The 20,808-nt window shown below is 66.6% G+C and carries 19 protein-coding genes; 5 read left to right on the plus strand and 14 right to left on the minus strand.

Going from position 1 to position 20,808, the window contains the following annotated elements; all coding sequences use genetic code 11:
* The 6 genes from IM784_RS14785 to IM784_RS14810 all read right to left on the minus strand — a co-directional run.
* Window positions 1-165, minus strand: a 165-nt coding sequence (locus tag IM784_RS14785) for a transposase (protein ID WP_199556229.1), incomplete at its 3' end; no start/stop codon positions are given.
* A gap of 82 nt (window positions 166-247) precedes the next feature.
* A complete protein-coding gene (locus IM784_RS14790) occupies window positions 248-997 on the minus strand; it encodes a peptidase (RefSeq protein WP_199556126.1) in 750 nt (249 codons plus the stop codon).
* Window positions 998-1,025: 28 nt separating this feature from the next.
* Window positions 1,026-1,859 (minus strand): transglutaminase family protein, encoded by an 834-nt coding sequence (locus IM784_RS14795; protein WP_199556127.1) that lies wholly within the window; start codon window positions 1,857-1,859, stop codon window positions 1,026-1,028.
* Between the two features lie 14 nt (window positions 1,860-1,873).
* The gene (locus IM784_RS14800) at window positions 1,874-2,815 is read right to left on the minus strand and encodes an alpha-E domain-containing protein (protein ID WP_199556128.1); all 942 of its coding nucleotides are present in this window, start codon (window positions 2,813-2,815) and stop codon (window positions 1,874-1,876) included.
* 1 nt (window position 2,816) lies between these two features.
* Window positions 2,817-4,331, minus strand: coding sequence for a circularly permuted type 2 ATP-grasp protein (locus tag IM784_RS14805; protein WP_199556129.1), 1,515 nt, complete (start codon window positions 4,329-4,331; stop codon window positions 2,817-2,819).
* A gap of 49 nt (window positions 4,332-4,380) precedes the next feature.
* Entirely contained in the window at window positions 4,381-5,310 is a 930-nt protein-coding gene (locus IM784_RS14810) for a DUF6600 domain-containing protein (protein ID WP_199556130.1), read from the minus strand.
* A 119-nt stretch (window positions 5,311-5,429) separates the two neighbouring features.
* Between IM784_RS14810 and IM784_RS14815 the strand changes: the two genes are divergently transcribed.
* Window positions 5,430-7,172 carry a DUF885 domain-containing protein gene (locus tag IM784_RS14815; protein ID WP_235977412.1) on the plus strand — a complete coding sequence of 581 codons (1,743 nt, stop codon included), beginning with the start codon at window positions 5,430-5,432 and terminating at the stop codon, window positions 7,170-7,172.
* Between the two features lie 222 nt (window positions 7,173-7,394).
* On the opposite strand, the gene IM784_RS14820 is transcribed toward IM784_RS14815, so the two are convergent.
* On the minus strand, window positions 7,395-8,519 hold the full coding sequence (locus IM784_RS14820; RefSeq protein ID WP_199556132.1) for an acyl-CoA dehydrogenase family protein: 1,125 nt from the start codon (window positions 8,517-8,519) through the stop codon (window positions 7,395-7,397).
* Between the two features lie 62 nt (window positions 8,520-8,581).
* Window positions 8,582-9,790, minus strand: coding sequence for an acyl-CoA dehydrogenase family protein (locus IM784_RS14825; RefSeq protein ID WP_199556133.1), 1,209 nt, complete (start codon window positions 9,788-9,790; stop codon window positions 8,582-8,584).
* Between the two features lie 136 nt (window positions 9,791-9,926).
* On the opposite strand from IM784_RS14825, the gene IM784_RS14830 reads away from it, so the two are divergent.
* Complete coding sequence (locus IM784_RS14830) at window positions 9,927-10,592, plus strand: glutathione S-transferase family protein (protein ID WP_199556134.1); 666 nt, start codon at window positions 9,927-9,929, stop codon at window positions 10,590-10,592.
* Entirely contained in the window at window positions 10,573-11,607 is a 1,035-nt protein-coding gene (gene queG, locus IM784_RS14835; protein ID WP_199556135.1) for a tRNA epoxyqueuosine(34) reductase QueG, read from the plus strand. Before IM784_RS14830 ends, queG begins: the two co-directional genes overlap by 20 nt.
* Window positions 11,608-11,610: 3 nt before the next feature.
* Here queG and IM784_RS14840 read toward each other — a convergent pair whose 3' ends face one another.
* The 4 genes from IM784_RS14840 to IM784_RS14855 are packed head-to-tail and all read right to left on the minus strand — an operon-like array spanning window position 11,611 to window position 17,610.
* Entirely contained in the window at window positions 11,611-12,879 is a 1,269-nt protein-coding gene (locus IM784_RS14840; RefSeq protein ID WP_199556136.1) for a DUF3422 domain-containing protein, read from the minus strand.
* Between the two features lie 57 nt (window positions 12,880-12,936).
* A complete protein-coding gene (locus tag IM784_RS14845; RefSeq protein ID WP_199556137.1) occupies window positions 12,937-14,229 on the minus strand; it encodes a serine hydrolase domain-containing protein in 1,293 nt (430 codons plus the stop codon).
* Window positions 14,208-16,598 (minus strand): patatin-like protein, encoded by a 2,391-nt coding sequence (locus IM784_RS14850; protein WP_199556138.1) that lies wholly within the window; start codon window positions 16,596-16,598, stop codon window positions 14,208-14,210. Before IM784_RS14850 ends, IM784_RS14845 begins: the two co-directional genes overlap by 22 nt.
* A gap of 7 nt (window positions 16,599-16,605) precedes the next feature.
* Window positions 16,606-17,610 carry a 2-hydroxyacid dehydrogenase gene (locus tag IM784_RS14855; RefSeq protein WP_199556139.1) on the minus strand — a complete coding sequence of 335 codons (1,005 nt, stop codon included), beginning with the start codon at window positions 17,608-17,610 and terminating at the stop codon, window positions 16,606-16,608.
* Between the two features lie 73 nt (window positions 17,611-17,683).
* Here IM784_RS14855 and IM784_RS14860 point away from each other — a divergent pair, with 73 nt between their 5' ends.
* Together IM784_RS14860 and IM784_RS14865 are read left to right on the plus strand one after the other, a co-directional pair.
* Window positions 17,684-18,214, plus strand: a complete 531-nt coding sequence (locus tag IM784_RS14860; RefSeq protein ID WP_199556140.1) for an SH3 domain-containing protein — start codon at window positions 17,684-17,686, stop codon at window positions 18,212-18,214.
* Between the two features lie 6 nt (window positions 18,215-18,220).
* Window positions 18,221-18,778 carry a GGDEF domain-containing protein gene (locus IM784_RS14865; RefSeq protein WP_199556141.1) on the plus strand — a complete coding sequence of 186 codons (558 nt, stop codon included), beginning with the start codon at window positions 18,221-18,223 and terminating at the stop codon, window positions 18,776-18,778.
* Here the strand turns inward: IM784_RS14865 and IM784_RS14870 are convergent.
* A complete protein-coding gene (locus tag IM784_RS14870; protein ID WP_199556142.1) occupies window positions 18,775-20,205 on the minus strand; it encodes an NAD(P)H-hydrate dehydratase in 1,431 nt (476 codons plus the stop codon). The two genes, IM784_RS14865 and IM784_RS14870, sit on opposite strands and share 4 nt — an antisense overlap.
* A complete protein-coding gene (locus tag IM784_RS14875) occupies window positions 20,205-20,702 on the minus strand; it encodes a DUF3598 domain-containing protein (RefSeq protein WP_199556143.1) in 498 nt (165 codons plus the stop codon). Before IM784_RS14875 ends, IM784_RS14870 begins: the two co-directional genes overlap by 1 nt.
* Window positions 20,703-20,808: the final 106 nt, after the last annotated feature.

The following is a 20,808-nucleotide window of genomic DNA, read 5'->3' on the forward strand; positions in this document are numbered from 1 at the left end:
GCGCTCAGGCAGGTCGCACCAATGCGCTCCAGATCTCAGAACCCACAAACATCCGTTCACAAACAATCGGTTATCCGACCCCGTCCGTCCAGGATCCCCCGCCTTGCCCGGCAGCAGCAGCGCGATCCTCGCCCACTGCGCATCGTTCAACTCGTACCGCTTGATCCCCATCGTCCGCTCCGCGTTCAACACGGAGCCCTATGAATCAGCGATCAACACGTTTGGAAATCCTGAATGTCGATCCCGCCTAGGCTCCAGGGATCGGGTAGCTCGGCTCGGGGATGCCGTCGATTGCCTGGGACAGCGCCTTCGTCCAGCGGGCGCCGAGATCGTGGTAATATTCATCGTCCTCGTCGATCCGGGTCAGGGTGACGCTGGACTGGCCCGGACGCATCACCAGCATGTCGATGGGCAGGCCTACGCCCAGATTCGAACGCATGGTGCTGTTCATGCTTACCAGCGCCACCTTGATCGCCTTTGGCAGTGGCGTGCGATAGTTCAGCATGCGGTCTAGGATCGGCTTGCCGTACTTCAGTTCGCCGATCTGGAAATAGGGCGTGTCCATCCCGCACTCGATGAAATTGCCCTCGCCATAGATCATGAACAGGCGCGGGGCGCGGCCGTCTATCGAGCCACCGACCAGCAGCGTGACATCAAGGCTGACATCCTCCTGCTGCTGCACCACGGACTCAATGTCGCGTTTGGCGCCGACAAGCGCCTCGCCGACGATCTGGGCGACCCGGAACATGGTGGGCGCGGTTTCCACGAACTCGGGCTCTTCCTTCCCCGGCATGAGCACGCCTTCGTTGAGACGGTTGACCAGCGACTGGGTTGTGCTGAGCGAGCCTGCCGCCGTCAGGGCGATGATGCGCTTACCTTCTTCGCCGAAGACGCGGAGCTTTCGGTAGATGGATATGTTGTCGATGCCGGCGTTCGTGCGGGTGTCGGCCAGCATCACCAGCCCTTCCTTCACCAGCAACCCGACGCAATAGGTCATTCGGCTCCCTTTGGCCCTTCTGCGCGCGTCAGGATTGGCTCTGAATCTGCGACTGGCCCTGACTGCCGGATTGCCGCCCGAAGACGCCAACCGCAAGCGATTCTGTACCCCCGCCGCGCCGGGAGCCGCGCACGGGCGCGGCATCGAGGCTGTCAAGGCCGACGGCGACGCGGATATGCGCCTCGGAACCCGAAATTCCGTGCGTGGGATCGAAGGTTACCCAGCCGAGATCGGGAATATAGGCCTCCGCCCAGGCGTGCGCCGCCTCCTGCTCCGGATGCTCGGAAGCTGCGAAATGGCCCGAGACATAGCGCGCCGGATGCTGGAGGTGGCGGGCGGCAGCGATGAAAATCTGCGAGAGGTCCTGGCAAACGCCGCGCCCGAGTTGCAGCGCGGAATCGGCATTGGTCACCACGTTGGTGATCCCGGGTTCGAACTGCATGCGGTCCTTTACCCCCAGCATCAGCGCATGGAGGGTTTCCAGAGGGTCTGCATGGCGGAACGGCTCGGCGAAGGCGGCGATTGCCGGGGTGATTTCCGTCAGGTCTGTTGAGCGGCGATAGATGATCGGCACCAGCGGCTCGTCGGTGCCACGCACGACGCCATGCGAATCCGAGGTGATGACGGTGCCGTTGACATGCAGAGTCAGCGCTTCGACAGGGCCATCTGCATAGAAGAGGTGGCAGTGGTTGCCATGCGGATCCTGCGCCATCACCAGCCGGCCGTCGGCGTCGACATCGATCCGCCAGTTCACCACCTGCTGATGGTCGTTGTCGCGGGGTGTAAGCCGCAGTTTCTGGACGATGCCGGTGGCCGGCTCGGTGTAGCGGTAGGTGGTGATGTGATCGATACTGATCTGCATGTGCCCTCTCCCGCTCAGAACAGATATTGCTCGGCGATAGCGTCGCCCAGCCTGTTGTTGTCAGCAATGAAGGCCAGCAGGAATTCGTGCAGCCCGGACTGAAACAGCGTGTCGATATCGGTCGCGGCAAGCTTGCGCAGCGATGTGGCTGCAACCCGGTTGGCCGGCCCGCGCCGTCCGCGCGAGGCCGCAAGTTGATCAAGCAGCCAGACGGCATCCTCAAGGCAGGCGATCAGCGACCGCGGCATGGCGCGATTGAAGACCAACAGGTCGGCCACCAGCCAGGGCTTCACGGATTCGCGATAGACCCAGCGATAGGCGGTGAGCGCGGAGACCGTGCGCAGCAGCGTCGTCCACTGGAAATAGTCGAGGCTGCCGCCCACCGGCTCGCTGCGCGGCAGCAGCAGATGGTATTTCACGTCGAGCAGGCGTGCGGTGTTGTCGGCGCGTTCGACGGTGGTACCGAGGCGCAGGAACCAGTAGGTCGCCTCGCGCAGCTGGGTACGGTGGGCGGCGCCGTCGAAACTGAGCAGCGCGCTCTTGATGCTGTCGGCAAGCCTGACCAGCGTGGTGCTGTCGATCGGCCCCTGCCCATAGCGCTGGATTTCATGCCAGGCGTCGTTGACGGCCTCCCACGTCTCCAGCGTGAGGGCAGTTCGGACGGCGCGGCCATTTGAGCGCGCAGCCTCCAGGCACCGACGGATGGAGCTGGAATTTTCCGTTTCCACGGTAAGATAATGGCCGACATTCAGCTCGTCGAAGGGCAGGTTCCGCTCGGTAAAGCCAATGTCGACCGCCGCCGATCGGATGGCGCTTTCCCAGGCCGGCTGCGCGCCGCCGTGCGAGGCAGGGAGCGAGGCGAGGCGAACAGTGGCGTCGATCAGGCGGCAGAGATAGTCGGCCCGCTCCAGGTAGCGGCCCATCCAGTAGAGATTTGCAGCAGACCGCGACAGCATCTCAGACGAGACTCGCCGGGGTTTCGGTATCGTAGGGACCACGGCTTTCGCCACCGAAGTCGCCCACCGCCGGGCTGTCGACCACCCAGGTATCCTTGGTGCCGCCACCCTGGCTGGAGTTCACCACCAGCGAGCCTTCCTTCAGCGCTACTCGCGTCAGCCCGCCGGGGATGATCTTCACGCCGTTCGCGCCGGTAAGGACAAAGGGGCGGAGATCGACGTGGCGAGGAGCGAGGCCGGAAGCGGTGAGCGTGGGGCAGGTGCTGAGCGCCAGTGTCGGCTGGGCGATATAATGCTGCGGATTGGCCTTCAGCCGGGCGGCGAAGACCTGGCGCTCCGCCTGCGTGGCGTGTGGGCCGACCAGCATGCCATAACCGCCGGAACCGTCGGTTTCCTTGACGACCAGCTCGTGCAGATTGTCGAGCACATAGCCGAGCGAATCCGGCTCGCGGCAGCGCCAGGTGGGCACATTGTGCAGAAGAGGATCGCGGCCGGTGAAAAAGCGCACGATTTCCGGCATGTAGCTATAGATCGCCTTGTCGTCGGCAATACCGGTGCCGATGGCGTTGGCGAGCGTCAGGTTGCCGGCATGGATGGCGCTGACGAGGCCCGGCACCCCCAGAGCGGAGTCGCTGCGGAACTGCAGCGGGTCGATGAAATCATCATCGACCCGGCGATAGAGGACGTCGACCCGCTTCGGCCCTTCGGTGGTGCGCATGTAGAGCACATCGCTGTGGACGAAGAGGTCAGAGCCCTCGACCAGCTCGACGCCCAGCTTATCGGCGAGGAAACTATGTTCGTAATAGGCGCTGTTGTGGATGCCCGGCGTCAGCAGCGCGAGGCTCGGCTCTCCGGAACAGGTTGCCGGCGCCACCGAGGTCAGCGTCTCCAGCAGGGTTTCAGGGTAGGTTTCGACAGGGCGCAGGCCGCCGGTGGAGGCGAGGGCATGGATCATTTCCGGCACGAGGCGGAGCATCACCTCTCGGTTTTCCATCATATAGGAAACGCCGGAGGGCGTGCGTGCATTGTCTTCCAGCACGAAGAATTCGTCGGGGCCGGTGCGGACCAGGTCGATGCCGGCGATGTGCACCCAGACATCCTTGGCCGGGCGTCGGCCCACCTGCGGCAGGCAGAACTGGGGGTTGAGGAGGATCAGTTCCTCCGGGACGATTCCGGCCTTTATGCACTCGCGCGGGCCGTAGACATCGGCAAGGAACATGTTGAGCGCCTGCACGCGCTGGGTGAGGCCTTCCTCCAGGCCCTTCCATTCGGTGCCGGAAATCACCCTTGGGACGATATCGAAGGGGATCAGTCGTTCCTGTGCGTCCGGGTCTCCGTAGACGGCGAAGGTGATGCCGATGCGGCGGAAGAAAAGCTCTGCCTGCCGGCGCCGGGTTTCCAGCAGCTCGGGCGGGGCCGACTTCAGCCAGCGGGCGACTTCACCGTAGGCAGCGCGAACATCGTCTCCGCCAAAGGGCGCAAATCCAAATGTCTCGTCGAAGGCGCGTGCTGTCACATCCGCATACTGTGCGGTGCAGCAAAGTCGTGCAACTGCTTTCTTCTCGCTATTGGTCGTTCACTACCGAACGCCCCTGCGAACGGACCTCGCGCTGGGTGCTGCGCGAGGGCTGGCTTGCCTGAGGCTGGCGTTGCGGACGGGCGACCTCTTGCCGGGGCCGGGATTGTTCCGGCTGGGCCTGTGGGGGCCTTGCCGGCGGCGGTTGCCGGTTCAGGCCGGGACGTTGGCCGCCCTGCCATCCCTGCGGCGGTTGGCGGTTGCCGCCCTGCCATGCCTGCTGGCCCGGCTGACGCTCTCCGCGCTGCCATTGGGGGCGGGGCGGGCGCTGGCCGTTGCCGGCCGACTGGTCGACCTGTGCGGGACGTTCGCCGCCCTGCCATTCGGGCGGGGTGCGGGGATGGGAATTCGGCGGGATGCGGAACGGCGGTCGTGGCGTTGCGACCTGATCGCCGGGACGGGGCCGGCCTGCGTCGGGTTTTTCCGGACGCGGCTTGCCGATCCACGGGTTGCGGCCGCGATAGCCATAGGGGGCGCTGGGCGACCACATGCCATCGGAGCGCCAATCGACCCAGGAGCCGCCGAAGCGGGTATCGGGCACCCAGTACCAGCCGAGCCGGGGGTCCTGGCCCCAGCGGCCATAATGGTAGGTCGCCCAGCCGAACGGCTCCTGCGAGACCCAGCGGCGGCCATAGCGGCTGTCGGTTCGCCAGTAGCCGCGGCTGTACGGGCTCCAGCCGGAGCCGACGTTGCCGGGCCAGAACACCTGACCATAGCCGGGGTAGCTGCCCCAGCGGCCATATTGCGAGAGCGGGCCATAGAAGAGGTCAATGGAGGCGGCATTCTGCCCCCACCAGCCCACCGGGGCGGGATAATCATAGCCGTAGCGATCAGAGCCGGGCGCCTCTGACCAATCGTCGAGTGTCATGCATCCGGCGAGGGAGAGGCCGGCGAGAATCGGGACCAGAAGGCGTTTCATGGCGGAAATGTTGCGACTTCGCTGTTGAATGGCGGCTGACCAAATGCGTATCGAAGGGGCAAGGCAAGGGATTGGGGATCGCGATGATTGCAACACGACTGTTGGCCGCTGCCGGAACGATGCTGTTGCTGTCATCGGCGCCCGTGGCCCTTGCGGCACCGACCGGCGGCGCAGCCGCCGAGGCAGGGACAGCCGATTCGCGGCTGAAGGCGCTGTATGCGGCGGAGTTTGCCTGGCGGCGGGCGGAGGAAGGGCGGCTGCCCGGGTTCGGTCCGGAGTCGATGGGCGACCGGCTGCCGCGGGTGGATCCGAAATCGCAGGCGGCACGGCTGGCCTATTGGCAGGATGTGCTGAAACAGCTGGACGCCATTCCGCTGGACCAGCTGTCTCCGGAAGAGCGGGTGAATGCGCAGGTTTTCCGCTCCATGGTGGAAACCAGCGCTTCGGAAATCCGCTGGAAACAATATGAGATCCCGTTCAACGCCGACAGCTTCTTCTGGGCCGATATCGCGCCCTATTCGGGCGAAGGCTTTGCCGATGCCGACCAGTATCGCCGCTATATCGCCCGGATCCGCGATGTGCCGCGCTATTTCGACGAGAATATCGCCAACATGCGCGCCGGGCTGAAGCGCGGCTTCAGCAATCCGAAACAGACGCTGGTGGGGCGCGAGAAGACCATAGACCCCTATCTGAAGGCGGATGCGAGCAACCCGCTCCTTGCACCGTTCAGGTCGATGCCGACGACAATCCCGGCTGCCGAGCAGGCGGCGCTGCGGGCCGATGGCGAGGCGGCGATCCGCGAAGCTGCGGTGCCTGCCTTCACGCGGCTGAGCGACTTCATCCGCAACGACTATATTCCCAACGCGCGGAAAAGCATCGGCGCGTCGGACATGCCGGATGGCCGGGCCTTTTATGCGGCTCAGGTGAAGGCCTTTACCACGACCGACATGACGCCGCGCGAAATCCACGAGCTGGGCCTGAAGGAAGTGGCGCGCATCCAGGCCGACATGGAAAAGACCAAGGCCGCCGCCGGCTTCGACGGCAGCCTGAAGGACTTCATCGCCTTTCTGAAGAGCGACCCGCAATTCTATGCGAAGACCCCGCACGAGCTGCTGGCGGAGACCGCCTATGTGGTGATGGAAGTGAATGGTCAGCTGAAGGACTATTTCGGCACCCTGCCCCGCTTTCGGCATGGAATCGTGCCGGTGCCGGATGCCATTGCCCCCATCTATACCAGCGGCCGCGGCGGGCTCGAGAACTGCATGATGAACACATACAAGCTGGACTCGCGGCCTATGTATTCGCTGCCGGCGCTGACGCTGCACGAATGCACGCCGGGGCACAGCTTCCAGGCGGCGCTGGCGCTGGAGGCGCCGGAGCGGCCCGACTTCCGAAAGGAGCTGTATTTCTCGGGCTATGGCGAGGGCTGGGGGCTCTATACCGAGTGGCTGGGGACTTTGATGGGGGTGTATGACACGCCCTATAAGGAGTTCGGGCGGCAGAGCTATGAGATGTGGCGCGCGGTGCGGCTGGTGGTGGATACCGGCATGCACGAATATGGCTGGAGCCGCGAGAAGGCGCTGCACTATATGAAGGATCATCTGGCGCTTTCCGATCTGGAAATCACCAATGAGGTCGATCGCTATATCAGCTGGCCGGGGCAGGCCCTGGCCTACAAGCTGGGGGAGCTGACGATCCGCCGGCTGCGGGCCGAGGCGGAGGCGAAGCTGGGGCCGAAGTTCGACCAGCGGGCGTTCCATGACCGGATACTGGGGATGGGCGCGGTGCCCTTGCCGGTGCTGGAGAGGGAGATGCGGACGTGGATGGCGGCGGAGGTGGCGAAACCCGGCGCGCAACGCTGAGGTCAGGCCTTTTAGGGATTTGCCCTGGCAAAGTTCCCAAACTTCCCACCGACTCGTGCGTACGTGCGCCGGCGCGTGCGGGTGCGCGCGTAGCGAAGCGGACTTGTGTAGGACAGGGGAGTTTCGTGCGTGCCGTAGCTGCCGCATTGCCCATCCATGGCAGGAACCTCGCCTGTAGGACAGGGCGGGCGCGGCCTCGGTTGGCGGAGGCCGCGCCTTCCTTCAGATCAGCGCTTCGAGGCGGCCCATGTGATAGTCGTAGTCGCCATATTGCGTCTCCAGGATGGAGAGCCGCTTGAAATAGTGGCCGGCTGCGAGTTCGGTGGTGATGCCGATGCCGCCATGGGTTTGCACGGCCGCCTGGCCCAGCAGGCGGGCGCCCTTGTTGACCTTGGCCTTGGCCTGGCTCACCCACTTCGTGCGTTCCGGATCGTCGAGGCGCAGCGTGCCCATCAGGGTCATCGAGGTCGCCTGTTCGGCCTCCATGAACATGTCGACGAGGCGGTGCTGGATCACCTGGAACTCGCCGATGGCCTTGCCGAACTGCTTGCGCTGCTTGGCGTAATCCAGCGTCAGTTCGTGCAGCTTGCGCATGGCGCCGGTGGCCTCGGCGCAGGCGGCCATGGTGGCGTGGTCGATCAGTTGCTCGACAAGCGGCAGGGCGCCGCCTTCGGCGCCCAGCAGGGCGTGCGGGCCGACATTGGCGTTTTCGAAATAGACTTCCGAGGCCATGTTGCCGTCGACCGTGGGGTAGTCGCGGCGGACGACGCCCTTGGTGTTGGCTTCGACCAGGAACAGGGAGACGCCCCTGGCTTCGCGCTGGCTGCCTGCCGTGCGGGCCGTGACCAGCAGGTGCGTGGCGTAGGGCGCGGCGAGGACGACGGCCTTGTGGCCGTTCAGCGTCCAGCCGGAGCCGTCGGCCTTTGCCGTGGTCTTCAGGTCGGCGAGGTTGTAGCGGCCCTGCGGCTCGTAGAAGCCGGCGCCGATGATGGCTTCGCCGCCGATGATGGCGGGGACGAGCGTTTCGGCATGTTCGCCGCCGGTGGCGACGAGGGCGCCGGCGCCGATGACGACGGTAGGGATATAGGGCTCGACGGCGATGGCGCGGCCGAGTTCTTCCATCAGCACCATGCTGTCGATCGGGCCGCCGCCGAAGCCGCCATATTGTTCCGGGAGCGCAGCACCGAGGATGCCGAGCTCGGTGGCGAGCGCCTTCCACTGGCCGGGATCGCGGCCGCCGTCGCGGGCAAGCATCGCCTGCCGCTTGTCGAAGTCGTAGTTGTCGGCGAGGTAACGGCCGAGCGTGTCGCGCAGCATCGACTGCGTTTCGGTGAAGTTGAAGTCCAAACTATCCTCCCGGAATATCTTGAATCAGGCGGCCCCGGATCGCGCCCGGGGCGACGAGTTGGTCAGAGCCCCAGCACCATCTTGGCGATGATGTTGCGCTGGATCTCGTTCGAGCCGCCGTAGATCGATGTCTTGCGCATGTTGAAATAGGTGGGCGCCGCGCGGTGCGCGAATTCCGGGCCGATCGGATATTCGTTGGAGCCTTCGGGGAATTCGCGGAAATAGGGCGCGGCGTAGTTGCCGGCACATTCCAGCACCAGCTCGGTGATGCGTTGCTGGATTTCCGTGCCCTTCACCTTGAGGAGCGAGGATTCAGGCCCCGGGCCCTTGCCCGAGGCTTCGCCGGCGAGCGTGCGCAGTTCGGTGAACTCGAGCGCGGTGAGATCGGTTTCGAGATCGGCGACCTTGCGGCGGAAGAAGGGGTTGGCGAGCAGCGAGCTGCCCTGCCCGTCCTGCTCTGTCTTCGCGATTTCCTTCAGCTTTTCGATGCCGCGCTTGGAGCGGGCGACGCCGGCGATGCCGGTCCGCTCGTGGGCGAGCAGGAACTTGGCGCAGGTCCAGCCCTTGTTTTCCTCGTAGACGCGGTTTTCGACCGGCACCTTCACATTGTCGAGCCAGACTTCGTTGACTTCATGCTCGCCGCCCAGCGTGATGATCGGCTTTATCGTGATGCCCGGCGTTTTCATGTCGATGAGGAGGAAGCTTATCCCCTCCTGCTGCTTTGCCGTGGCGTCGGTGCGGACGAGGAAGAAGCCCCAGTCGGCGTGCTGCGCGAGCGTGGTCCAGGTCTTCTGGCCGTTGACGATGTAATAGTCCTTGCCGTCCTCGGTGATACGTTCCGCCCTGGTGCGGAGCGAGGCGAGATCGGAGCCGGCGCCGGGCTCGGAATAACCCTGGCACCACCAGGTGGTGCCGGCGAGGATGCCGGGGAGATGCTGGGCCTTCTGCTCGGGGGTGCCGAAGGTGTAGATGACGGGGCCGACCATGGCGATGCCGAAGGGCAGCGGCGGGATGGTCTCGGCGCGGGCGGATTCCTCGGAGAAGATGTAGCGCTGCGTCGCCGTCCAGCCGGTGCCGCCATATTGGACGGGCCATGCCGGCGCCGCCCAGCCCTTTTTGCCGAGGATCTGGTGCCAGGCGAGGAAGTCCTCCTTGCTGAGCTCTTCGCCCTCTTCCTGCAGGCCGCGCAGGCGTGCCGGATAGTTTTCGGCGATGAACGTCCGGACTTCGTCGCGGAACGCGTTGTCTTCGGGGCTGAACGCCAGATCCATATGCTCTCTCCTTGGGCGCGAGGGGTAGCAAAGGCAGGTTGCCATTCCAAGCTGGCAAAAGGGCGGAAGCCCTTCCGTAACGGAAAGCAATGTTGGTGCTGGCGCTTGGCAACGCCTGCGCTAATAGACGGACAGAATGTGGCGCCTGCATCAGTTTCCTCTTTGTCCCTTCAGCCGCGCCGTTCGCTTTGCGATGGCAGAGAAGGGTGTGCCTGCCGAGCTGGTGCTGGCCTATCCGTGGGAGCGCGGGGAGACGCTGTCGCGGTTGAACCCTGCGATCCAGACCCCTGTGCTGGAAAATGGCACCGCCGTGCTGTGCGACAGCAACGCGATCCTGGAGTGGCTGGACGAGACGGTGGAGCGGCCGCCGCTGCTGGGGGCCGGCGCGCTGGAACGGGCGGAAGCGCGGCGGCTGGCCTTCTGGTTTGCGCAGCGCTTCTATGCCGAGGTGACGGCGCCTTTGCTGGCGGAGCGGATGTACAAGCGGGTGATCAGCCGGGAGATGCCCGACGGGATTGCCATTCGGAATGCGAACCGGGGCGCGGAACTGCACCTGCAATATGTGGACGACCTGCTGGACGAGAACCGCTGGCTGGCGGGGCCGACCTTTGGCATCGCCGATATCCATGCCGCGGCGCAGATTTCGGTGGCGGATTATCTGGGCGGGATCGACTGGGGCGGGCATCAGGCGGCGAAAATCTGGTATTCGGCGCTGAAGTCGCGGCCGAGCTTCCGGGCGCTGCTGGCCGATCGGATGGAGGGTGTTCGCCCGCCGCCGGACTATGACAAGCTCGACTTCTGACCTCAGGGCCGAGGCGGAGCGGCTTGGCTTTGTGGCGTTTGGGGTGGCGCGGGCGGATGCGGCGCCGGAAAGCGCGGCGCGGCTGAACCAGTGGATTGCGGACGGCTGCCACGGCGAGATGCTGTGGATGGAAGCGCGCGCGGCGGAGCGCGGATCGCCGGCGGGGTTGTGGCCCGGGGTTCGCTCGGTGGTGATGCTGGGGCTGCCCTATACGCCGGCGCTGGACCCGGCGCGCAATCTGGAGCGGCCGGAGCTTGCCACCATTTCCGTCTATGCGCTGGGGCGGGACTATCATGATGTGGTGAAATCGAAGCTGAAGGCGCTGGCGCGCTGGATGGTGGAGCGCTGGCCGGCTGAGCTGAAGGTTTTCGTGGATACCGCGCCGGTGATGGAGAAGCCGCTGGCGGCGGCTGCCGGGCTGGGGTGGCAGGGGAAGCATTCGAACCTGTTGTCGCGCAAACATGGCAACTGGTTGTTTCTGGGCGCGATCTATACCAGCGTGGAGCTGGAGGAGGCGCGCGAGGAGGCGGCGGTTGCGACCTGCGGGAGCTGCACGGCGTGCATCGATGCCTGCCCGACGGGGGCCATTGTGGCGCCTTACCGGGTGGATGCGCGGCGCTGCATTTCCTATCTGACGATCGAGGCCAAGGGGCCGATACCGCTGGAGTTTCGCGAGAGACTGGGGAACCGCATCTATGGCTGCGACGATTGCCTGAACGCCTGCCCGTGGAACAGCCTGGCGACGTCTGCTGCCGATCCGGCGCTGCTGCCGCGTGCGGAACTGGCGGCACCCCGGCTTGCCGATCTGCTTGCGCTGGACGATGCGGCCTTTCGCGCGGTCTTCTCGGGCTCTCCCGTCAAGCGGATCGGGCGCAATCGCCTTGTGCGCAACTGCCTCTATGCGGCCGGCAACAGCGGACTTGCGGGCCTGAGGCCCGCCGTGGCGGCCCTGCTTGCGGATGCGGATCCCGTCGTTTCCGAAGCCGCCGAATGGGCGCTTGCGCGACTGGGTTAAACCTTAGTCCTCGCCTTCCTGCTCGATGCGCCTGACCTTGCCGCGCAGGTAGATCCAGACGACCAGCAGGACGGGAATGACGGCCGCAGCGGCAAGAATCTCCGCGTGGGTGCCCAAAGCGGCGGAAACGCCCTTTGCCAGATAGGAGAGCAGGCCGACGGCATAGTAGCTGACCGCCATCACCGAGAGTCCTTCGACGAGCTTCTGGATGCGCACCTGTCGGACGGCGGTGCGGTTCATCGACTGGAGCAGCGCGACATTCTGCTCCTCTACCGACATTTCCACGCGCGTGCGCAGCAGCGAGGTCGCGCGCTCGATCCGTCCGGACAGGCTTTCCAGCCTCAGCACGAACGAGGAGCAGGTGCGTGCAGCTGGCAGCAGGCGGCGCTCGGTGAACTCGTCGAGCGTGAGGCAGCCTTCTACCGGGGTGCAGTCGAGCTGCTGCAGCCGATCCGTTGCGATCGCCGCATAGGCGGCGGTCGCGCTCATGCGATAGGCCGTGGCTGCTGTCAGCGAAGTTACCCGGGACGCCAAGGCCGAGAGCTCGTCCAGCAAGGCGCGGTCGTCCTCGCCTGCGGCCATGCGGCCGGCCAGATCGACGATCGCGGCTTCCGCCTCTGCAACCTCGCGGGCCTTTTCCTGAGCGAGCGGGAGCCCCATCAGCGCCATGTTGCGATAGTTTCCCAGCTCCTGAACCCGCTGCACCAGTCGGCCGAGATCATTGGGGGGGACGCCGTTGGCGGCGACGAGCAGGCGGCCAAAACCGTCGCCGCGGGTGTGAAAGTCCGTCCAGATCCGGGCCTTGCCGAGATAGCAGGAGACCAGATCGCTTTCGGCAAAACTGCAGGTCGCCGCAACGGCCTCTGCTTCGCGACCGGTTGCGACGATGCCGATGCGGACTGCCCTGATCACGCTGCCCGGGGCATCGCTGAGCCAGCGCATCGCCTCTGCATCATTCTGCTCGTCGGCGAACACGCCGGCCGCGGCCCGGCGCGGCAGAACAACCGTGGACGTCGTCGCTTCGCTGTGCCGTTCCCACATATAGGCGATGCCGCCCGCAGCGACGCCGGAGATGTGGCTGACACCGGACTGCGCCTCTGACCGGACAACGCCCGGCATGGCAGCGGCATGTGCGCGTTCGCGCCCATGGTCGGCGGCTTCGACGATCCGCACCACCTGCAGCATCTGGCATGGCGCCTGCAGCGCAGCCATCCGGCGCATGTGGATCTCTGCCCCAATACGGCTGCGAAGCGGATGGTTCTTCAGTGCCATCTGACATCCCCCCATTCGAGGACCGCAATGTGACCCAGAACGTGCCGCCGTGCAAAATTATTGCCGGGCGGCATCCGAGGCCAGCGCGCGATTGAGCCGTTCCTCGGTGGGGCCTTTCTCGTTGCCGAGCGACTGCAGCATCAGCACGACGGCCTGCTGGCGGACGGGATCGACGTGGAACAGCGTGCTGGCGGCGCCGCCCCAGCCCCAGACCTGCACATTGTAGCTTTCCGGATTGGGGCCGATGCTTTGATAGAGGACGGAGCGGCCACCTGCGCCGTTGCCCTGCGTTTCGGCGAAATAGACGCCGGGCTCCATCAGATTGGCCATGGCGAGGCGGGCCGTGCCGCGCGGGAGCAGCATCCTGCCTTCGAACAGGCCTTCGTTGAGCATCAGTTGGGCGAAGCGGGCGAAGTTTTCGGCGGAAGACACCAGCCCCGCGCCGCCGGCCAGCATGACGGGGCGCGTGGCGTAATCGCTCTTTTCGGCGCTGTCGATCAGGCGGGGTTTGTCCAGCATCTTCCAGGCGGAATCGCGCCAGAGATACAGGCCTGCCAGCCGCTTTTGCTGGGCGGGGCTTACCCAGAAGCCGGTGTCCTTCATGCCGAGCGGCTCGAACAGCTGTTCGGCGAAGACGCGGTCCAGCGTCTTGCCGGTGAGGCGTTCGAGCAGAGCGCCGGCGACGTCGAGCGAGATGGAATATTGCCATTTCGAGCCGGGCTCGGCGGCCAATGGCAGCGTTGCGAGGCGCTGCATGTAGCCGGTGAGGTCGGGCGCCGGGGCGCCTTGCTGCAGCAGGGCGCCGCTGGACATCGGCTGCAGACCGACGCGCTTGTATTCGTCTTCGAGCAGGCCCTGATTGAAGGCGTAGGTGAAGCCTGCCGTGTGGGTGAGGAGATGGCGGACGAGGATCGGTTTGGTTGCCGGGCGGCTGTCGAGGCCTTTCCTGGGGTCGACCAGGACCCGCATCTGGCGGAATTCCGGCATGACGTCGGCGATGGGGGTGTCGATGGAGAGCTTGCCGGCGGCAACCTGCTGCATCACCGCGATGCCGGTGACGAGCTTGGTCATCGAATAGACCCGCCACAGGGTTTCGGGATCGACGGGCACGCCGCCTTCGAACAGGGTCTTGCCGGAGCGGATCCAGACGGGCTGGAAGCGGCCCGGCCTGACGATGCCGACGACGGCGCCGGGGACCAGCCCTTCTGCCACATAGGCATCGAGCAGGGCCTGCACGGCCGGGTGGGTGCTGCCGCGACCGAAGGCCGGCGCCGACGCCGACGCGGCGCCGGCGGCGATTGCGGCCAGAAGCGATCGACGATCCAGGCTTATGGCGTTTTGCTGCCCCATCTCTGCATTTCCCCCTCAAGTTCGGCGATCAGCGGTTGCACCTGCCTTAGCCGGGTCTTTTCCGCCGACAATATGGCATTGAAAAGCAAGCCCTTCCAATGGTCGGCGTCGAATGACGTTTCCGGTGCAGCGCTGATGACGATATCGACCAGCCGTTCCGCCGCGTGCAGGCGGCCCCAGAGATAGTCGTTCTCGCGGTAGGCGCGGCTGAAGAAGCCGGCGAAGGCGTTCAGCTGCCACCCCTTCAGCGTGGCACGGGCGCCGCCCTTGCGCAGGGCGAAGGCATCGTCGGGGGAGATGCGATCCACCTTCATCTCGTCTAAGCTGTCGGCAGCTTCGTCCTGCATCAGCGGCAGGATGGCGATGTCGTAGAAGGGGAAGCCGAGCCAGGCGCGGATCAGGCTGCGGCGCATGTCGCGGCTGAAACCGGGGTTGTTGACGGCATCCACCAGCACGCGGTCGGCTTCGGCATCGAGCGACGACAGGCCGAGCGCGATTCCGAGCCGGTCTATGGCGTAGCCGGCAGCCTCGGCGCGTTCGACCGGGGTGGCGGCGGCGAGAATGGCGCGGGCGGCGATGGCGAGTGCCTCGGCTTCCGGCGGATCGGAGGGGGCGCGGCGGTTCTGGAAGGGAGCGGCGACGGCGTGCAGCGTTGCCTTCAGCGTTTCGCAGGCGGCGCGTTCCTCGGGATCGGTGGTTTCGATGATGGCGAGCGACAGGCGGCGGATGAAGAAGCTGAGGCGGCGGACGCGGAAGCCGATGTCGAGCTGCTTCAGGACCCGGACATAGCCCGATGCGTCTGCCCCGCGCTCGACCGCGGCATCGTGCGCGAAGGCGCCGCGCGCGGCGGCTTCCTCGAGGATGGCGATTTGCAGCCGGGCGGCGTCGGCCTTGCCCAGCCGGGCGGCGCGGACCAGAAGGCCGACGGCTTCCTCCAGGACGACGCGGAGCTTCAGCTGGGCATAGGCGGCGAAGGCGAAGCCGGCCTCTGCGGCGGCGAGCGACTGGATGCGCGAGCGGGCCTTTGACAGGCGTTCGGGGGTGACCTTCAGCAGGAAGAAGCGGGCGCCGACGGCGCGGACGATGGCGGCGTCGACGGCAGGTGTCATCGAATCGATCACATGCTTTACCCGGCGGATGCGGGTGGACAGGGCGTTGATCGCCTCCAGGCTGTCGCGGATCGGCTGTTCGCGCGGGATGCCGGCCATCGAGCGGAAGATGACATTGAAGAAGCCGGGGGCCTTGCCGTTGCCGTTCTGCTCCTGCCCGGAGCCGGGGTTGGGATCGACATAGACGAAGCGGCGGTCGGTTTCGCGGTGGGCGGCGCGCAGGCGGACGGCGTTGATGGCCGGGCCGAAGGGGGCGTTGTTGAGGACGCTGCCGTCTATCAGCGCGATGTCTTCGGGGGCGCGGTCGCCGGCGAGCTGGGTGCGGACGAATTCGGCGCGGCCGGGCCATGCGGCGCAGGTCTGTTCGAGCCGGCGATCGACTTCTGATATGGTAGCCGGGGGGAAGGCGCCGGGGAAGCAGGAGGTGGCGCGGGCGGCGAGGAGCAGCGCGGGGCGTTCTGCAGCCGGGAGGCGCTCGCCGAAGACCGGTTCATGCGCGACGCCGCGGCGGCGGGTGACGGCTGGCGAATAGAAGGCGAACAGGCGGCGGTGTTCGCGCTCGGTGACGATGGGGGGCGAGTGGATGGCAAGTTCGCCCTCCATCCCCCAATAGTCGGTGACGGTGACGTAGAGATCGAGCGGCAAGGTTGGCGGCAGCAGCGGCGGCCCCTTTGGGGCGCTTGCCATGGCGTCCATGGCGCGATCGATCATGGCGGTGAGGACTTCGCCCGAAAAGGGCGGCTGGAACCAGCGGCTGCGGACGAAGCCGGCGAGCTTGGCGGCGATTTCGGCGCGGACCTCCGGCACATCGACCGAGGCGAGCGTGGCCGAGCGGCGGGCGGCGAACCAGGCGACCGGCTCCTTGTAGAAATGTGCGAACCGCTGGGCGAGCGGGGATCTGGAGCGCGCGGCCGGATCGAGCAACCTGTCGACGTCGGCCTCTTCCAGCCACATATCGGTGAGCGGCTCCAGCGTCTCGCCCACGGTGATGGCATTGGAGAGGAGGACGGTGTTGATGCCGCCGGCGGAAGCGCCGGCGAGGATGTCGCACATGACGGTGAGATCGACGGTGTCGGCCATGGCGTTTAGCATGTCGCGCCAGACGGGCTCGGTGTCGCCGGGGAGCTCCCGGCCGCATTTGCGGCCTTCGCTCGCCTTCAGCAGCTTCCACAGTTCTTTCGTGACGCCGTGCATGTAGACGGCGAGGCTGACGCCGCCGTAGCAGACGAGCGCGAGGCGAAGTTCCTTTTCGCGGATCACGGGTGGATCAGAACTCTGCCAGTACCTGATCGGGCGGGCGGTGCCCGTCTGCGAAGACGCGGATGTTGGTGATGACCTTTTCCCCCATCGCCTGCCGGCCTTCGAAGGTGGACGAGCCCATGTGCGGCAGCAGCACGACATTGGGCAGCTTGAGCAATTTGGGCGAGACGGCGGGTTCGTGCTCGAAAACGTCGAGGCCCGCCCCGGCGATGCCGCCGGTGCCAAGCGCGGCGATCAGCGCCTCTTCGTCTACGAGGCCGCCGCGCGCCACGTTGATGAGGTAGCTGTGGCTGGGCATCAGGCGGAGGCGCTCGGCGTTGATCATGTGCCGGGTTTCGGGGGTTTCCGGGCAGTTGAGGCTGACGAAATCGACGCGCTCGAGCATGGCGTCCAGCGTGGGCCACCAGGTGGCCTCCAGCGTGGATTCGACGGCCTTCGGCAGGCGGTGGCGGTTGTGGTAGTGGATGGCGAGGCCGAAGGCGCGGGCGCGGGCGGCGACGGCCTGGCCGATGCGGCCCATGCCGACGATGCCGAGGCGCTTGCCGGTGATGCGGTGGCCGAGCATGCCTGTGGGCGTCCAGCCGGCCCATTTGCCGGCGCGGACGAGCTTCTCACCCTCGGACAGGCGGCGGGGCACCGAGAGGATGAGAGCCATCACCAGATCGGCGGTATCTTCGGTGAGGACGCCCGGCGTGTTGGTGACGGCGATTGCGCGGGTGCGGGCGGCGGCGAGATCGATATGATCGACGCCGGTGCCGAAATTGGCGATGAGCTTCAGCTGCTCGCCGGCGCCTTGGATGAGGGCGGCGTCGATCTCGTCGGTGACGGTGGGGACGAAGACATCGGTATCCGCCATGGCGGCGGCGAGTTCGGCGCGGGAGAGCGCCTTGTCCTCGTAGTTGAGCTGGACGTCGAACAGCTCTGCCATCCGGGTTTCGACCGCTTGCGGCAGCCGGCGGGAGACGGTGACGCGGAGCTTGCGGTCATATTTGCGGAAGCGACTGGCTGACATGCTGCATGCTTATGCTGCACCGAGGGCCGGGCGCAAGGCTTGCAAGGGGAGCGCCGGCTTGGCAGGGAGCATTATGCGTTTCGCTCTTGCCCTTATCCCCTTGCTGCTGGCGGGAAATGCCCTGGCGCAAGAGGCTGCGCCGGCGCCTGCTGCCGTGCAGCCCACGAACAAGGATGCGATGAAGAACCGATCCGGCCTGCCGGTGCCGCGCTTTGCGTCGCTGAGGGCCGGCAAGGCCTATATGCGGGCCGGGCCGGGCAAGGAATATCCCGTCACCTGGGTGTATGTGCGCCCCGGCACGCCGCTGGAAGTGGTGAGCGAGTGGAATGTGTGGCGCAAGGTGAAGGACGCCGACGGCACCGAGGGCTGGATGGACCGGGCGATGCTGTCGACCGACCGCACGGTGCAGATCACGAAGCAGACGCGGGAACTGCGGGCGCGGCCTGATCTTTCCTCGCCGATCGTGCTGCGGGCCGAGCCGGGCGTGGTGATGCGGGTGACGATGTGTGCCGACCGCTGGTGCCGGGTGGAGGGCCAGGGGCGGTCCGGCTATCTGCTGCGCGAGCAGGCCTTTGGCGTCTATCCGACCGAAACGATCGGCTGAGGGCGGATGATCCCGGTTTCGGTGCTGGTGCTGGCTACGCTGTCGCCGATCCTGGGATTGCTGGTGCTGGGCTTGCTGTTCGGGCTGGTGCAGATGCGGCGGCAGGCGAAAATGTGGCGGCAGGTGGCGATGACCGACGTGCTGACCGGGCTGCCGAACCGGCGCGGGCTGGAGCTGCACTGGGACGCGATGGAGGGCGAGAAGGCGTTGATCCTGATCGATCTGGTCGGCTTCAAGGCGGTGAACGATTGCCATGGGCATATCGTTGGCGATGCCCTGCTGCGGCAGGTGGCCGGGCGGCTGGCGGCTGCCGTGGCGCCGCCGGGGATGCTGGCGCGCTGGGGCGGCGACGAGTTTGCGGCGCTGATCCCCGCCGGGCAGGTGGACGCGCAGCAGGCGCTGATCGCGAACGCCAAGGTGATGGCCTATGATCTGTCGGCGAGCGGCGGGCCGGGCGAGGTGCGGATCGGCGCGCGGACAGGCGTGGCCGATGGTGGCGCCGGACTGGAGGCGGCGCTGCTGACGGCGACGCGTGGGCTGATGCTGGAGAAGTCTGCGGGTTAAAGACCGGCGAGGATGGGGCGGATTTCCGGGCCTGCGAGGTCTTCGGCGATGAGGCCTGCGCCCAGCCGGTTGCCGAGTTCGGCGTGGATCCAGCTGGCGGCAGAGGCGGCTTCGAAGGCGGGCATTCCTTGCGCGAGGAGGCCGGTGATGAAGCCGGCGAGGACGTCCCCCGAGCCGGCGGTTGCAAGCCATGCTGGCGCGTTGGTGGCGATGCTGGCGCGGCCTTCGGGGGAGGCGATGACGCCGTCTGAGCCCTTGAAGACGATCGTGGCGCCGGATTGGCTGGCGGCTTCGGCGGCGCGTTCGAGGCGGCTGCCCGTGAGGCCCGGGAAGAGGCGGCTGAATTCGCCTTCGTGCGGGGTGAGGACGACGTCGCGCGGGTGGCGGCGGATCAGGCGGAAGAGATGGGCGGGATCGGCTTCGAAGGCGGTCAGCGCGTCGGCATCGAGGACGAGAGGCTTGCCGGATTGCAGGGCTGCGCCCGCCACGCAGCGTGCGTTGCTGCCTGCGCCCGGCCCGACGCAGGCGGCGCGCAGTTTCGGGTTGTCCAGCAGGCGGGCGAAGTCTTGCGGGCCGGCTTCGGCGAGCATGATGGCGGTGACATGGGCGGCGTGGACGAGGAGGGCGTCGCGGGGGCCGGCCAGCGTGACGGCGCCTGCGCCGATCCGGAGCGCTGCCTGTGCGGCAAGACGGGAAGCGCCGGTGGCAAGCGCCGGGCCGGACCAGACCAGGGCAGCGCCGCGGGCATATTTATGGGTGTTGGGTTGCGGGCGGGGCAGCGACCAGAGCGCCGGGCTGTTTTCGAAGAGGGTGGCGCCGGTGGGGGCAGGAAGGCCGATGTCGGCGATGTGCAGGCGGCCGGTGTGCAGCCGGCCGGGAAGGAGGAGGTGGCCGGGCTTTGCCGTGTGGAAGCTGAGTGTCGCTGTTGCTTCGATCGCCGGGCCGGCGGCGGCGCCGGTGTCGGCATCGAGACCGCTGGCGATGTCGACGGAGAGGATGGGGCGGCCGCTGGCGTTGGCAGCCGTGACCAGGGCGGCGGCGTCGCCTGCGAGCGGGCGCTTGGGGCCGATGCCGAACAGGGCGTCGACGATCAGGTCGAAGCCGGCCGGGTCTGCCGGGCCGGTTGCGCCCGTCCATTCGGCGGCGGCGCGGCGGCTATCCGGGGTGGAGGGGGCGCCGAGGCGCTGAACATGCACGTGGAAGCCACGGGCGGCGAGCGCGACGGCGGCGAGGTGGCCGTCTCCGCCATTGTTGCCGGGGCCTGCGAGGATGAGGAGTCTCGCCGCTGGACCGGCCATCGTCCCTGCCCTTTCGGCGACGGCGGCGGCCGCGGTCTGCATCAGGGCGTAGCTGTCGTGGCCGGCGGCGAACCAGCTTTCCTCTGCGGCGCGCATGTCGGCTGCGCGCAGCAGCGGCACAGGCCGCATCAGGCGGCTTTCTTCAGCTTGTCGTCCTCCGCCCGCCAGTCGCGCGTTACCAGTTTTTCCTCGATTGCGGTGCGGGTTTCCAGCTCGCCGTTGCGGATCCAGTGCCAGGTGCGGCAGCGCTTCTTGCCGTCGTCCGAGAGCTGGACCATTTCGTAGAGGTAGAGATCCGGGTCGGCGACATGCTGCCAGTAGAGCACGAGGGAGCGGCCCTTTTCGTCGAGCGGCAGTTCGCAGGCCCATCCGCGGATGACGTCGCCTTCCCACCAGATGCGGCCGTCGCGATAGTTGGCGGGAACGTGCTGCGAGACGGTGCGGCCGTCTGGCCAGCTGTAATTGTTGGTCTGCAGGTAGGAATAGGGGCCGTCATCCGGGAAGCGGCAGACGACTCGCGAGCTGTGCTCGTCCACCAGTTTTCCGGCGGCGTCGTAGATTCTGTAGGTGCCGGCCCATACGCCTTCGTGGCGCGCGAGCAGCGGCATGTCGTCCTTCAGGCCCATGTTCCGATCTCCTGTTGGGGTGGAGTTTCGGCCCCCGACGGGCTTGCCGTCAAGGTAGGGAAAACGCGAGTGCGAAGGCGGGGCGGATGAACCGCCCCGCAAATCG

This window comes from Sandaracinobacteroides hominis, from assembly GCF_016464365.1.
Classification (GTDB): Bacteria; Pseudomonadota; Alphaproteobacteria; order Sphingomonadales; family Sphingomonadaceae; genus Sandaracinobacteroides; species Sandaracinobacteroides hominis.

Coding starts and splice junctions, on each gene's coding strand:
- IM784_RS14790 (WP_199556126.1), bottom strand. CDS start 997: ATGACCTATTGCGTCGGGTTGCTGGTGAAGGAAGGGCTGGTGATGCTG.
- IM784_RS14795 (WP_199556127.1), bottom strand. CDS start 1,859: ATGCAGATCAGTATCGATCACATCACCACCTACCGCTACACCGAGCCG.
- IM784_RS14800 (WP_199556128.1), bottom strand. CDS start 2,815: ATGCTGTCGCGGTCTGCTGCAAATCTCTACTGGATGGGCCGCTACCTG.
- IM784_RS14810 (WP_199556130.1), bottom strand. CDS start 5,310: ATGAAACGCCTTCTGGTCCCGATTCTCGCCGGCCTCTCCCTCGCCGGA.
- IM784_RS14815 (WP_235977412.1), top strand. CDS start 5,430: ATGCTGTTGCTGTCATCGGCGCCCGTGGCCCTTGCGGCACCGACCGGC.
- IM784_RS14825 (WP_199556133.1), bottom strand. CDS start 9,790: ATGGATCTGGCGTTCAGCCCCGAAGACAACGCGTTCCGCGACGAAGTC.
- IM784_RS14830 (WP_199556134.1), top strand. CDS start 9,927: ATGTGGCGCCTGCATCAGTTTCCTCTTTGTCCCTTCAGCCGCGCCGTT.
- queG (WP_199556135.1), top strand. CDS start 10,573: ATGACAAGCTCGACTTCTGACCTCAGGGCCGAGGCGGAGCGGCTTGGC.
- IM784_RS14840 (WP_199556136.1), bottom strand. CDS start 12,879: ATGGCACTGAAGAACCATCCGCTTCGCAGCCGTATTGGGGCAGAGATC.
- IM784_RS14845 (WP_199556137.1), bottom strand. CDS start 14,229: ATGGGGCAGCAAAACGCCATAAGCCTGGATCGTCGATCGCTTCTGGCC.
- IM784_RS14855 (WP_199556139.1), bottom strand. CDS start 17,610: ATGTCAGCCAGTCGCTTCCGCAAATATGACCGCAAGCTCCGCGTCACC.
- IM784_RS14860 (WP_199556140.1), top strand. CDS start 17,684: ATGCGTTTCGCTCTTGCCCTTATCCCCTTGCTGCTGGCGGGAAATGCC.
- IM784_RS14865 (WP_199556141.1), top strand. CDS start 18,221: ATGATCCCGGTTTCGGTGCTGGTGCTGGCTACGCTGTCGCCGATCCTG.
- IM784_RS14870 (WP_199556142.1), bottom strand. CDS start 20,205: ATGCGGCCTGTGCCGCTGCTGCGCGCAGCCGACATGCGCGCCGCAGAG.
- IM784_RS14875 (WP_199556143.1), bottom strand. CDS start 20,702: ATGGGCCTGAAGGACGACATGCCGCTGCTCGCGCGCCACGAAGGCGTA.